Consider the following 12,105-nt stretch of genomic DNA (forward strand, 5'->3'; position numbering starts at 1 on the left):
TGCAAACCCCTACACAACCCCCTAGCAAACTGGGTTCGATACCCCATAGCAAACCCCCTGTAATCCCCCTGAAATCCCCTAGCCAACCACATCCCTTATACCCTGAGGGATTGCGCATCCCCCTTGGCGGGGTCGCGCATCCTATTCCGGGCCAAGCCCGGCGGCGCAAAGCGCCCGCGCAGCGGAATTTCAAAGCATCACCTGAAAGGACCAAGCCATGTCGTTTGAGCAAATCACCTTGGACAGCGCGGAACTAAACCGACGTTTGGAAGCGGCGCGACTTGAGGTAATCACCGGCAAGCGCAAGGCTTTCGATCTGTTCGACCCGATACACTACGCGATCAAGGGGCTTGCGCCGCGTCCTGAGGGCGAAGTCTGGCACCTTCGACAGCCCTTCCCCCCGCTCTATCGAAAGCACGAGAACTGGCGGCACAACCTGCTGCGTGTGATCGACCAGTGGGCAGACAAGCATTACCGCCCCGGCGAACGCGAGTGTTTTTTGTTCGCGGCGCAATGTCTGGACGCGATGCTGGGAACGCAATTCTATGCTGCGAACACCGGACGTTGGGACAGTCTCAAGGACTTCTATTCTCACGCGCGGGCTATCGGCGCTTTGGATTACTTCGACACCGTTGGCGACCGCGTGCCTCATCAGGAAGCGCGTGCTGGCGATCTGCTGCAAATCGAGGATGAGCGGGACGGCAGACTGTATCTTCATTGGGGGATCGTAAGCGACACGCCTAACCAGCACATCTGTTTCGCGGTCAATGGGCTTCAGATGGAGCGTATCCATAGCGACTTGGACTGGCGAAAAAAGCGGGTTTGGCAGCTACGCGAACCGGGGGAGGTGCAGCTATGACCCACGAAGAAATCATGTTGACCGAAAAAGAACGTGTCCAACGCCTTATCACAGCGGCGATTGATGAGATCGAAGCTGAGGGCGGCAACATCCGATTTTTTGCGGCGGCGATTATGGGCGCGGCGATTGAAACGCATATTGCGGTTGAAGGGCCGGAAGGCGTGGAACGCGCATTCACGAAGATGGCGGTAAAAAAGCTGGGCAAGGCGGGGGCAATCAATGCCTGCTGAACTTGCGCGGAAAGCCGGATTCATGTATAAGATTCAACAACAAGCGCCTGCTGATGGCGGGGGCTTGGCTCTACTTTCCGCGAAGCTGATGGCCGAGCGCGAAACGTGAACCCCTAGCCGGGGCCGTTTTCGCGCGCCTTGGCATCAGAAACGGAAACAGACAAATGACACTCATTCTTGATGATGAAACCGACCTTGCCGTTCGCAAGCACTGCATGAAAGCACTACGCGACCTTGGCGTTCGGTCCCTAAACGAAATCGAACCGCACACGATGGCTTGGGGCGATCTGCAAAAAGCATCCAAGCGGATGATGACAGCATCGCGTGACGCTCTGGACAGGATCACCGACAAGACCAGCGCCGAAGAACGTAGACAAGTCGAACTTGCCTGCGATGGCGTCATGGAACTGTTCAACGCGATTGAGCGTGAATACGACGTCCGCACCGAAGAAGGTTCCCGCGAACCCCGCGCACAAGCGGAATCGGCGGCACGGCTTGCCAAGCGGCCTATTCCCGGCGCAAAGGAAGCCCGCACAGATGACGAACCGGAAGGCGATATCTGCCCTGCTCTGACACCGGAACAGAGGTTCACCGATTGGGCCAAAGCGCGTGTGCCGCTTGAAAGCGACTATCGCGGCCTGAGTGTGGGCCAATACCTGCGCAGCATGGTGCTAGGCGGCAAGACCGAGGTGGAACGTCGCGCGCTTTCCGAAGGCTCTGACAGTGCAGGCGGCTACACCGTGCCAGACGTTTTGTCGGCAACCCTGATCGACCTTGCACGGGCCAATAGCGTCGTGATGCAGGCGGGGGCGCAAACCGTGCCTTTGACCAGCGACACGAACAATTGGGCGAAACTGCTGTCCGACCCGGTTCCGGCATGGCGGGCTGAGGCTGGCAACGTGGCAGAGTCCGACCCGACCTTCGGTCTGATGCAGATGATCCCGCGTTCGCTGGCGGTGCAGACGAAAGTCAGCGTCGAACTGATGGAGGACAGTCTTAACCTGGCAACGGAACTGCCCCGCGTTCTCGCAGCGGCTATGGCCGTCGAACTTGACCGTGTGGCGTTGCTGGGTAGCGGTACGGCACCGGAACCGCGCGGCATCGCCAACACAAGCGGTATCGGCACGGTCGCACAAGACGCAATTATTGCGAACTATGCGAACCTGTCCAAAGCCCGGACGGCGATCCTGACAGCCAATAGCGGGCCGGTGAGCGCCTACATCATGCACCCGCGCGATGAAGGTTCTTTCACTGATCTGGTGGACAGCGACGGGCAACCGCTACGGATGAACCCAAAGCTGGAGGCAATCCCGATGTTGACCACGACCAGCATTCCGGTTGATGGCGGTTCGGGCAGCGACGAAAGCACTATCATCGCGGGCAACTTCTCGCGCCTGTTGGTGGGCATCCGTTCCGATATCCGCGTCGAGGTTCTCAAGACCAGTGCTTACGCATCGAACCTGCAATACACGTTGCTTGCACATATGCGGGTTGACGTGGCGGTGACGCATCCCGGCGCATTTTACACGATCACTGGCGTTGGTCAGGCAGCATAAGGGCCATCTTTGAGAGGGCGTGCAGCCCGTCCGATAACGGCAAGCCGGATGCGTGGTCCTTTGTTCTCGCAGACGTTCAATCCGGCAAGGCTGCAATCATTTAGGGAGGGGGTATTCGGTTTTCTGAAAATAACTTTTTGAGTAACCCGTAGCCCCGCCAAACGCACATATCCGCACTTCAAACATTCTGAAAATGAGATACGATATGCCGACACCGAAGAACGCAATCGCTAAGGCACGGTTGACCGGGGCCGACAAGAAAGACCCGCAACGCTACCGTGACCGCAAGGAACCGCGCACCAGTGGGCAACCTGTAGGCAACCCGCCTGACTACCTGCAAGCCAACGCGCGGGCCGTGTGGTGCGAACTCACGGGCGCTTTGGGATGGCTGATCCGCGAGGACAGGGCGGCGGTTGAATTGGCATCTGTCGCACTAGGTCAGGTGCGCGAGTTTGTGAAGGCAGGCGAACCCGTCCCGGCGTCCCTCATGGCGGCATCAAACACGGCACTAGGCAAGCTGGGCGCAACGCCTGCCGATCGGGCGAAGGTGGAAATGCCTGCGGATGAAAACGACGACAAAGACCCGTGGGCGCAGTTTGCACACTAGGGGGTGGTCGCGTCCCTAAACCGGGCATTCCGTTAACCTGATCCGGCCCTCCGTTTGCAATATCACCTAGAAAAAGGGTGTACCCCCCCAAGGAGCTAAAATGGCAATTTCAGCCGAAGAATTGAACATCGTTTTGCAGGTGAAGGGCGATCAACTAAAGGAGTCGATGGACAAAAACACCCGTCTGATGAATCGTTTCACAGATCGCACGAACAAGCCCGTAAGAGCACGACACGCAGTTTTTCGCTTTCGGAGATGTTCACATTTCTCCTGCTAGGAGTTACCAAATCAGTCCCATGCCCCCTTACCGACCAGAACTCTACCCACATGATTGGTCAGATGGCCCTGGGCCATTTGCCAAGGCTTTCTTGAAAATTGATGCATCGGCGCTTGCTGATCAATTGCCAAACAAGGACAAACTCTTTGTAAGGTTGTGTTTGGCTCACAACGACTTCCGTGAAGCATATCATGCCTCTGATCTGTTGCTGGATTGGATCTCCGAAAACGGCACGCCACGGCATTTTGATCCGAAATTCGTTGCGCCCGCAAGCAGTGTTCTCACAAGAAGCTGCTTCGAAACGAGCATGGCTGTCACATATGCGAGGCCATTCAACCGCGCAAACGGATTGCCTGAACTTGGGTTCAGGCGGATCGGACTTGATCCAAAGAAGTCCACGAAAGAACTCCACGAGAAAATTATCGAAAGCAGGAAGGGCTATTTTGCCCATAGCGATCCGGAGGTTCGAAGGTTTTTTCGCCCAACTATCGAGCCGTTGCAAAGCGCGAGTGGCGAACAATTAGCGAGACTTTCAAACCCAGTATTCCCACACGGCGGTGCCTTTGATGAAGTGCAAGTGAATTTGATCCAAGTTGTAGTGTTTGAACTTCAGAACGCCGTGAGAAAGGTGATGGTCGAAATGGCTGAAGCATTCCGTTCAGAACTGGGTGGCCTGATAAGTTTAATTCCGCAAGACGAACCGAAATCTGAGTAGGCTGACGCCCCTAAAGGATTAACCTAATCCTGCGATCTGGTGATGGCCTCGGGTCCACCACCACCTGCCACGCCGCCTTTTTCAGCATCCGGCTTGACCAGACGAACACCAGCACCGCCACCGTTTTCTGCGATGAACTCCACGCCAGCCTTTTCGAGGGCTGTGCGGATGGCGTCAGCGGTTTTTTCACGGATGTTTTCGCCCCTTTCGAGGCGGGCCACTGTGTCTGGCGATACGTTGGCAAGTTTCGCCAAATCACGAACGCCAAGGCCAGTTGCTGCACGGGCCATTTTACATTGCGTGGCGTTCATATCGTAACCCTGTTCGGTTTTCTGTTGACTGCTATCTGCACTGATATTATCGTAACTGTGTTCTGATAATCCATCAAGAGGATATGGCAATGACCAATGATAACGCCGCGACGGCGAACGATACCGGCTTGCAACCACACACGGTCGAAACACCCGGCATCACATACTCGTTCTGCCGCGAGACAGATGCAGACCTGACGACGACAGAAGGGCGCATAGAGTGGTTCTGCAAGCACTTCGATGTTGATCCGCCGGAACTGGAATACGATGAGGAAGAACCCGACCAAATCATTCTGACCACTAGCCTGCTGACTTGGTGCCAGATTGAAGGCGTCAATCTGGATTGGGTGTTCTGCGGTGCTGTCGCGGGCGTGCTGGCGACGTACCGCGAGAAATACAAGCGCACCGAAGAGGAACAGCGCTTCATCGACGCGATCAGCCGTTTTCCACCGGATGAAGTGAAGCTGCTCATAGACGGCATCAAGCGCGGCAATGATCCCGATGCAGACTTTGAAGCCGAGGTGAAAAAGGCGGTGGATGAGATTAAAGCCGGATGGGTCGCGGCCTAAATCAAGCGTTTTTGCGATGGCGGGTAGGATAAGGGGCGGGGCCGCAGGCTATGCTCTTTTTCTTTTAAAATTATGTACTTATGAGAATAATTGGCGGAGAGACAGGGATTCGAACCCTGGGTGGGCTTGCACCCACAACGGTTTTCGAGACCGCCCCGTTCGACCACTCCGGCACCTCTCCGCGGGGGTCAGGGGGGCGTTTAGCTTCTGCTTTTGATCTGTGCAACCTCTATTTCCCAGTGGCCGCGTCGACACGTTCACGGGGGTTTGGGTTGGCATCGCGTTTCGTGCGACATAGGTATCAGGGCAACGCATAACAGGAGATCGAGCATGCTTCGCAATCTGATTGCATCCGCAGCAACGGCATTGGTCGTTGGGCCCTGGGCCACATCGGTGCAGGCATCGTCTGTTGACGATCTTCTCAAGGCTTTGGGCGTTCCGCAAATCGTCGAGATCATGCGGGAGGAAGGGATCGAATACGGCGAAACGCTGGCCCGGGACATGGTGCCGGGGGGGCGGACGCAGGGTTGGGACGCCACGGTCGAGCGCATCTACGATGACGACCGTATGCTGGCCACGGTGCGAGAAGAGTTCAAGGCGGAATTCGGCGATGCGGATATTGATCCGCTGCTGGCCTTCTTCACCTCCGAGGTTGGACAACAGGTTGTCAGCCTCGAACTGAGCGCGCGCACCGCAATGCGCGAACAAGAGATCGAAGACGCGGCCCGCGCGGCGTTTCGGGATCTGGAAGGCACGCAGTCCGAAACGCTGGCGATGATTTCGGAATTTGTCGACACCAATGATCTGGTGGATGCCAATCTCGTCGGGGCTCTGAACGCCAATTACATGTTCTACCTTGGATTGGTGGATGGCGGGGCGCTCGACATGTCTGAACAGGATATCCTGACCGAGGTCTGGTCGTCTGAGGCTGAAACACGGTCGGACACGCGTGAATGGGTCTATGCATTCCTGATCATGGCCTATCGCCCGCTCGAAGACGGCGTGGTGGCGGATTACACCGAACTGTCCAAGACCGATCCGGGGCGGGCGCTGAACCGGGCGCTGTTTGCCGGGTTCAACAAGATGTATGACGATATCTCTTATGCGCTTGGCCGCGCTGTGGCCCGCCAGATGCAGGTCCAGGAGCTTTAGGCCCCAAAACGCGTTGACAAACGCCCGCAAGCGCAGCATAAGCCGCGCACAACAAGACGGGGCTTCGGTCCCGCTTTTGTTTTTATATGATAACTTCGCTCCGAGATGGGGCGCGCTGTCCGAGGTGGGGACCCCCCAAAACGCCGGGAAACCGGGGCCACAGGATGCGGGTGTAAAAGGAAAGACACGATGTTCGCGGTTATGAAAACCGGCGGCAAGCAGTACAAAGTCCAATCGGGCGACGTTCTGCGCGTCGAGAAACTGGCAGCCGATGCAGGCGAAACCGTCCAGTTCAATGAAATTCTGATGGTTGGTGGCGACAAGACTGTCGTTGGTGCCCCTCTTGTCGACGGTGCAGCCGTGCAAGCCGAGGTCGTGGACCAGATCAAAGGCGACAAAGTCATCAACTTCGTCAAGCGTCGTCGTAAGCACAGCTCCAAGCGGACCGTGGGTCATCGCCAGCAGCTGACGCTTCTGCGCGTGACAGACATTCTGGCCTCTGGCGCGGACAAGTCCGGCGTCAAAGCGGCCATCGGTGCTGGCTCTGTCTCCGGCGCGGCCGTAGCGGCTGCGGCTCAGAAGAAAGCGGCTCCGAAAGCAGAAAAAGCAGCTCCCAAGGCCGAGGCACCTGCCGCGGCGGCGGGCGCAGATGATCTCAAGCAGCTGTCCGGCGTTGGCCCGGCGCTTGAGAAGAAGCTGCACGAAGCAGGCGTCACTTCTTTCGCGCAGATCGCTGCGTGGACAGAGGCAGACGTTGAAGAATTTGGCGAGAAACTGTCGTTCAAAGGCCGGATCGAGCGTGAAGGCTGGATTGAACAGGCCAAAGATCTGGCATCGAAGTAAGGAGACTGACCTATGGCACATAAAAAAGCAGGCGGCTCATCCCGCAACGGTCGCGACTCCGCTGGTCGTCGCCTTGGCGTAAAACTCTACGGTGGCCAGGCGGCCATTCCGGGCAACATCATTGTGCGTCAGCGCGGCACAAAGTTCTGGCCGGGCGAAGGCGTGGGCATGGGCAAGGATCACACGATCTTTGCAACCGTCGACGGCGCCGTGACCTTCCACAAAGGTCTCAAAAACCGTACGTTTATTTCCGTTTTGCCAGTGGCGGAGGCCGCTGAGTAAGCCGACCTTAAGGTTTTGAAAAAACAAAGGGGGATCGGCAGACCAGCCGGTCCCCCTTAAGCGTTTGGAGAGGGGCCAGCGCACATGTCTGCGATGAGGAGAGAGCAGATGAGTTTGGATAGCACCAACATGACACAGCCAATCGTCGAAACCGACCGGTTCATTCTGAGACCGCTGCAGGTGTCGGACGTTGGCCTGATCGAGCATTACACAAGCGACAAGCGCGTCGCGAGCATGACCACGTCGATCCCGCACCCATTGCCGCCGGGGGCGTCACAGGCCTTCGTCGACCGTGCGCATGCGCCGGATCGGGACGAAGATGTCTGGGCGATGGATGGCACCTTGGCGGACGGACCCGAAGTGATGGGGCTGATCTCGCTCCAGCGGATGGATCGCAACCAGTCCGAAATCGGGTATTGGGTTGCACCGCCGTTCTGGAACACCGGGCTTGCCTCGGACGCGGTTCAGGCGCTGGTGGACGCCAATCCACTGAACAATCAGACGATTTTCGCCAGCGTGTTTCAGGACAACCCGGCCTCGGCCCGTGTTCTGACCCATTGTGGCTTTGAATATATCGGCGACGCGGAATCGTTTTCCGTCGCCCGCAACGCAACCGTCCAAACCTGGACATATCTCAAACGCATGTGCTGACGCTTGGTCGCTCAACCGCCCAATGGCAGGAGGGGCACCGATGATACAAACACCCCGACTGACCCTGCGCCTGTTGCAGTCCGACGATGCCGTGTGGGTTGCGCAAGAGATTGCGCGCCCGGAGGTGCATCAATGGCTGACAACTCCTCCGCGACCATACGGGCTTGAGGACGCACGCAGCTTCGTCAAGCGCAATTCCTCGGATCCATGGTATCGCGTGATTGTTCTGGATGACCGGCCTTGCGGTATCGTTTCGGTCACCAAGGGGCGTCACGGAAAAGATGTGTCCGATCTTGGGTACTGGCTGTCCCCGAATGTCTGGGGCAAAGGTGTGATGACCGAGGCGGCAACGGCTCTGCTCCAGTTGACTTTCGCAGATGAAGAAAAAGTTGAGAGTGGTTGGATTAAAGGCAACGCTGCTTCGCAGAACGTGTTGAGCAAGCTCGGCTTTCAGCAGACCGGCGAAACGCGCCTGATCTGGTCACATTACCACGGTAGCGACTTGCCTGTGATCCGCGTGCACCTTGACCGCGCCAGTTGGGCAGAGGTAAGTCGCGCACATGCCATCGCAAACGCCAGAGCCTCTGGCGAAGAAAGTCCAAACAAATGAAATTCCTCGATCTCTGCAAGGTCTATATCCGCTCTGGTTCGGGCGGGAACGGATGCATCAGCTTCCGGCGCGAAAAGTACATCGAATACGGTGGCCCCGACGGCGGCGATGGCGGTCGGGGTGGTGACGTCTGGGTCGAAGCCGTGGATGGTCTCAACACGCTGATCGACTTTCGCTATCAGCAGCACTTTTTTGCCGACAATGGCCGCCCCGGGGCCGGCCGTCAGCGCACCGGCGCGGATGGCAAGGACATCGTTCTGAAAGTCCCCGTCGGCACCGAGATCCTGGACGAAGACGAAGAAACGGTGCTCGCTGATCTGACCGAACTGGGCCAGCGCGTTCTGCTGGCCAAGGGCGGCAATGGAGGCTGGGGCAACCTGCACTTCAAAACCTCCACCAATCAGGCCCCGCGACGCTCTAACCCCGGCCAGGAAGGCGTTGAACGCACGATCTGGCTCCGGCTGAAGCTGATCGCCGATGTTGGGCTTCTGGGGCTGCCCAATGCGGGTAAATCCACCTTTCTGGCGGCGACCTCCAACGCCCGTCCAAAGGTGGCGGACTACCCGTTCACGACGCTGCACCCGAACCTTGGCGTGGTCGGTGTGGACGATGCAGAATTTGTCGTCGCCGACATCCCCGGCTTGATCGAAGGCGCGCATGAAGGGCGCGGATTGGGCGATCTGTTCCTCGGCCATGTCGAACGCTGCGCCGCACTGTTGCATCTGGTGGATGGCACGTCTGGCACGTTGCTTGAGGACTACCAGACCATCATCGACGAGATTGAGGCGTACGGCGAAGGTCTGGCTGACAAGCCCCGCGTGACGGTGCTCAACAAGATTGACGCGCTGGACGACGAGGAACGCGGCTTCCTCAAGGAAGAGCTGGAACGCGTCGCGGGTCACGACGTCATGCTGATGTCCGGCGTGTCAAAAGAAGGCCTCACCGATGTGCTGCGCGCCTTGCGCCAGCACGTCAAGATCACGCGCAAACGCGAAGAAGCAACCGAAGAGGCGGGACCGTGGCAACCCTAAGCGACGCGCGTCGGCTGGTTGTTAAAATCGGGTCGGCGCTTCTGGTCGACAAGACACATGGCACGCTGCGCCGGGACTGGCTGTTGTCGCTGGCCGAAGATGTGGCACGGATCAAGAAACGCGGCACGGATGTCATTCTGGTGTCCTCTGGCTCGATTGCGCTGGGACGCGGCGTTTTGAACCTGCCGCCCACCGTTCTGCCGCTGGAACAATCACAAGCCGCTGCGGCTGTCGGGCAAATCCGGCTGGCCCGCGCCTATGAAGAGGCGTTGGCCCCGCATGACCTGACCACCGCTCAGGTGCTGGTGACACTGGAAGACAGCACCGACCGCCGCCGCTATCTCAACAGCCGCGCAACGCTGGAAACGCTTGTTGGCTTTGGCGTCGTGCCCATCGTGAACGAAAACGACACCGTGGCGACGGATGAAATCCGCTATGGCGACAATGACCGGCTCGCCGCCCAGGTGGCCGCGACTGTCGGCGCGGATCAACTGATCCTGCTGTCCGACGTCGATGGGTTCTACAGCGCCAATCCGATGACCGATCCCGATGCCACGCATTTCCCGGTGATTGACGACATCACGCCCCAAATCGAAGCGATGGCAGGCGATGCCGGATCCGGGCTGTCTAAGGGCGGAATGAAGACCAAGCTGATGGCGGCCAAAACCGCCACCGTGTCGGGCTGCGCCATGGCCATTTCCGAAGGCTCCACCTTGCATCCCTTGCAGGCGCTGGAAAACGGGGCCCGTTGTACGTGGTTCACACCACAGCTTGACCCTCATGCGGCGCGCAAACGCTGGATCGTGTCGATGAAACCGCAAGGCAGTCTGAGTGTTGACGACGGCGCGGCGCGCGCGCTCAAGCGGGGAACTTCGCTTCTGCCGCCCGGCATTGTCGGGGTCTCGGGGACCTTCGGGCGCGGAGATCCGGTGGCCATCACCGATGCGCAGGGCCGTGAGCTTGGGTTCGGGCTGACGCGCTACACGGCGGCCGAAGCGCAGGCGATCAAGGGGCATAACTCAGCGGAGATCGAGGAAATTCTGGGCTACCCGGGACGCGCCGTGGTAATACACCGCGACGATATGGCGATCTGACGTCCCGCCTGACTGACCAACCAACGCATTTCACGAAAAGGCCAACGCCATGAAAGATATGACAGATATCCCCACGTTGATGCAGGATTTGGGGGCACGTGCCAAAGCGGCAGCGGGCGCGTTGGCCTTTGCCCCGGCAGAGAAAAAGACAACCGCGCTGATGGCGGCGGCAGATGCGGTCTGGACGCAGCGCGCGCAGATCATCGAGGCCAATAAGCGCGACCTGGAATTCGGCCGTGACAAGGGGCTGACCGATGCGATGATGGACCGCTTGCTGCTGGATGAAAGCCGCATCAAGGGCATCGTGGACGGGTTGAGGGCCGTCGCCGGACAGGACGATCCGGTGGGGGCCGTGATGGAAGAATGGGACCGGCCCAGCGGCCTGCACATCCAGCGCGTGCGCACGCCGCTGGGGGTCATCGGCGTGATCTACGAATCCCGGCCCAACGTGACGGCGGATGCGGGGGCGCTGTGCCTGAAGGCGGGCAATGCGGTGATCCTGCGCGGCGGGTCCGAAAGCTTTCACTCCTCAACCGCCATCCACGCCTGTCTGGTCGAAGGCCTGCGCGCGGCGGGTCTGCCCGCAGACGCGATCCAGCTTGTGCCCACCCGGGATCGTGCGGCGGTCAGCGAATTGCTGACCATGACGGATTACGTCGACGTGATTGTTCCGCGTGGCGGCAAGGGGCTGGTCGGTCTTGTCCAGCGCGAAGCACGCGTGCCGGTTTTTGCCCATCTGGAAGGCATTGTGCACATCTATGTCGACAAGGACGCCGACCCGGTCAAAAGCCTGAACGTGATCCTCAATGCCAAAACCCGACGCACCGGGATCTGTGGGGCAGCCGAGTGCCTGTTGATCCACAAGAATGTGGTCGACACGATCGGGCAGGGCGTCATTCGCGCTTTGTTGGATGCCGGGGTCGAGGTACGCGTGGACGAAACATTGCAGGCCATCGACGGCACGGTTGCGGCGACGGATGCCGATTGGGGATGCGAATACCTCGACAGCATTATCGCGGCCCGCGTTGTGGATGATCTGGATGCGGCCATTGCGCATATCAACACCTACAGTTCAAACCACACCGACTGCATCCTGACTGAAGACGATGCTGCCGCGGACCGGTTCTTTGAACGGATCGACAGCGCTATCCTCATGCGCAACGCCTCCACCCAGTTTGCCGATGGCGGCGAATTTGGCATGGGGGCCGAGATCGGGATCGCGACCGGCAAGATGCATGCGCGCGGTCCGGTCGGGGCGCAGCAGCTGACCAGCTTCAAATACCTCGTGGTGGGCGACGGCACGACGCGGGGCTGAGGG

The 12,105-nt window shown here is 58.9% G+C and carries 15 protein-coding genes and 1 tRNA gene; 14 read left to right on the top strand and 2 right to left on the bottom strand.

Translation table 11 applies throughout. The features are described 5' to 3' along the window. The first annotated feature begins 217 nt into the window (after nucleotides 1-217). From MWU54_RS13660 to MWU54_RS13680, 5 genes are all read left to right on the top strand, one after another. On the top strand, nucleotides 218-859 hold the full coding sequence (locus MWU54_RS13660; protein ID WP_247084769.1) for a hypothetical protein: 642 nt from the start codon (nucleotides 218-220) through the stop codon (nucleotides 857-859). Beyond that, nucleotides 856-1,089, top strand: a complete 234-nt coding sequence (locus tag MWU54_RS13665; RefSeq protein ID WP_247084771.1) for a hypothetical protein — start codon at nucleotides 856-858, stop codon at nucleotides 1,087-1,089. Before MWU54_RS13660 ends, MWU54_RS13665 begins: the two co-directional genes overlap by 4 nt. Before the next feature lie 164 nt (nucleotides 1,090-1,253). Beyond that, nucleotides 1,254-2,645, top strand: a complete 1,392-nt coding sequence (locus tag MWU54_RS13670) for a phage major capsid protein (RefSeq protein ID WP_247084773.1) — start codon at nucleotides 1,254-1,256, stop codon at nucleotides 2,643-2,645. 193 nt (nucleotides 2,646-2,838) lie between these two features. Next, nucleotides 2,839-3,252 carry a hypothetical protein gene (locus MWU54_RS13675; protein ID WP_247084775.1) on the top strand — a complete coding sequence of 138 codons (414 nt, stop codon included), beginning with the start codon at nucleotides 2,839-2,841 and terminating at the stop codon, nucleotides 3,250-3,252. Nucleotides 3,253-3,620: 368 nt separating this feature from the next. Beyond that, nucleotides 3,621-4,244, top strand: a complete 624-nt coding sequence (locus MWU54_RS13680) for a hypothetical protein (protein ID WP_247084778.1) — start codon at nucleotides 3,621-3,623, stop codon at nucleotides 4,242-4,244. A gap of 23 nt (nucleotides 4,245-4,267) precedes the next feature. Here MWU54_RS13680 and MWU54_RS13685 read toward each other — a convergent pair whose 3' ends face one another. Then, nucleotides 4,268-4,555 (bottom strand): helix-turn-helix transcriptional regulator, encoded by a 288-nt coding sequence (locus tag MWU54_RS13685; RefSeq protein WP_247084780.1) that lies wholly within the window; start codon nucleotides 4,553-4,555, stop codon nucleotides 4,268-4,270. An 89-nt stretch (nucleotides 4,556-4,644) separates the two neighbouring features. Between MWU54_RS13685 and MWU54_RS13690 the strand changes: the two genes are divergently transcribed. Beyond that, on the top strand, nucleotides 4,645-5,124 hold the full coding sequence (locus tag MWU54_RS13690) for a hypothetical protein (protein ID WP_247084782.1): 480 nt from the start codon (nucleotides 4,645-4,647) through the stop codon (nucleotides 5,122-5,124). 91 nt (nucleotides 5,125-5,215) lie between these two features. Here the strand turns inward: MWU54_RS13690 and MWU54_RS13695 are convergent. Further along, nucleotides 5,216-5,305 (bottom strand) — tRNA-Ser (locus tag MWU54_RS13695). A 149-nt stretch (nucleotides 5,306-5,454) separates the two neighbouring features. Between MWU54_RS13695 and MWU54_RS13700 the strand changes: the two genes are divergently transcribed. The 8 genes from MWU54_RS13700 (at nucleotide 5,455) to MWU54_RS13735 (ending at nucleotide 12,102) form a co-directional block, all read left to right on the top strand. Beyond that, nucleotides 5,455-6,276 (top strand): DUF2059 domain-containing protein, encoded by an 822-nt coding sequence (locus MWU54_RS13700; protein ID WP_247084784.1) that lies wholly within the window; start codon nucleotides 5,455-5,457, stop codon nucleotides 6,274-6,276. A gap of 189 nt (nucleotides 6,277-6,465) precedes the next feature. Then, a complete protein-coding gene (locus MWU54_RS13705) occupies nucleotides 6,466-7,119 on the top strand; it encodes a 50S ribosomal protein L21 (protein ID WP_247084786.1) in 654 nt (217 codons plus the stop codon). A gap of 12 nt (nucleotides 7,120-7,131) precedes the next feature. Next, the gene (gene rpmA / locus MWU54_RS13710; protein ID WP_195820307.1) at nucleotides 7,132-7,401 is read left to right on the top strand and encodes a 50S ribosomal protein L27; all 270 of its coding nucleotides are present in this window, start codon (nucleotides 7,132-7,134) and stop codon (nucleotides 7,399-7,401) included. 108 nt (nucleotides 7,402-7,509) lie between these two features. Continuing rightward, nucleotides 7,510-8,052, top strand: coding sequence for a GNAT family N-acetyltransferase (locus tag MWU54_RS13715; protein ID WP_247084788.1), 543 nt, complete (start codon nucleotides 7,510-7,512; stop codon nucleotides 8,050-8,052). Between the two features lie 40 nt (nucleotides 8,053-8,092). Next, complete coding sequence (locus MWU54_RS13720) at nucleotides 8,093-8,662, top strand: GNAT family N-acetyltransferase (RefSeq protein WP_247084790.1); 570 nt, start codon at nucleotides 8,093-8,095, stop codon at nucleotides 8,660-8,662. Continuing rightward, nucleotides 8,659-9,693, top strand: a complete 1,035-nt coding sequence (gene obgE / locus MWU54_RS13725; RefSeq protein ID WP_247084792.1) for a GTPase ObgE — start codon at nucleotides 8,659-8,661, stop codon at nucleotides 9,691-9,693. The genes MWU54_RS13720 and obgE overlap by 4 nt, the downstream gene beginning before the upstream one ends. Then, the gene (gene proB, locus MWU54_RS13730) at nucleotides 9,681-10,787 is read left to right on the top strand and encodes a glutamate 5-kinase (RefSeq protein WP_247084794.1); all 1,107 of its coding nucleotides are present in this window, start codon (nucleotides 9,681-9,683) and stop codon (nucleotides 10,785-10,787) included. The genes obgE and proB overlap by 13 nt, the downstream gene beginning before the upstream one ends. A gap of 49 nt (nucleotides 10,788-10,836) precedes the next feature. Then, nucleotides 10,837-12,102: a glutamate-5-semialdehyde dehydrogenase gene (locus tag MWU54_RS13735; RefSeq protein ID WP_247084796.1), complete on the top strand. Its 1,266-nt coding sequence runs from the start codon at nucleotides 10,837-10,839 to the stop codon at nucleotides 12,100-12,102. Nucleotides 12,103-12,105 lie beyond the last annotated feature (3 nt).

Source organism: Marivita sp. S6314, from assembly GCF_023015985.1.
GTDB lineage: Bacteria > Pseudomonadota > Alphaproteobacteria > Rhodobacterales > Rhodobacteraceae > Marivita.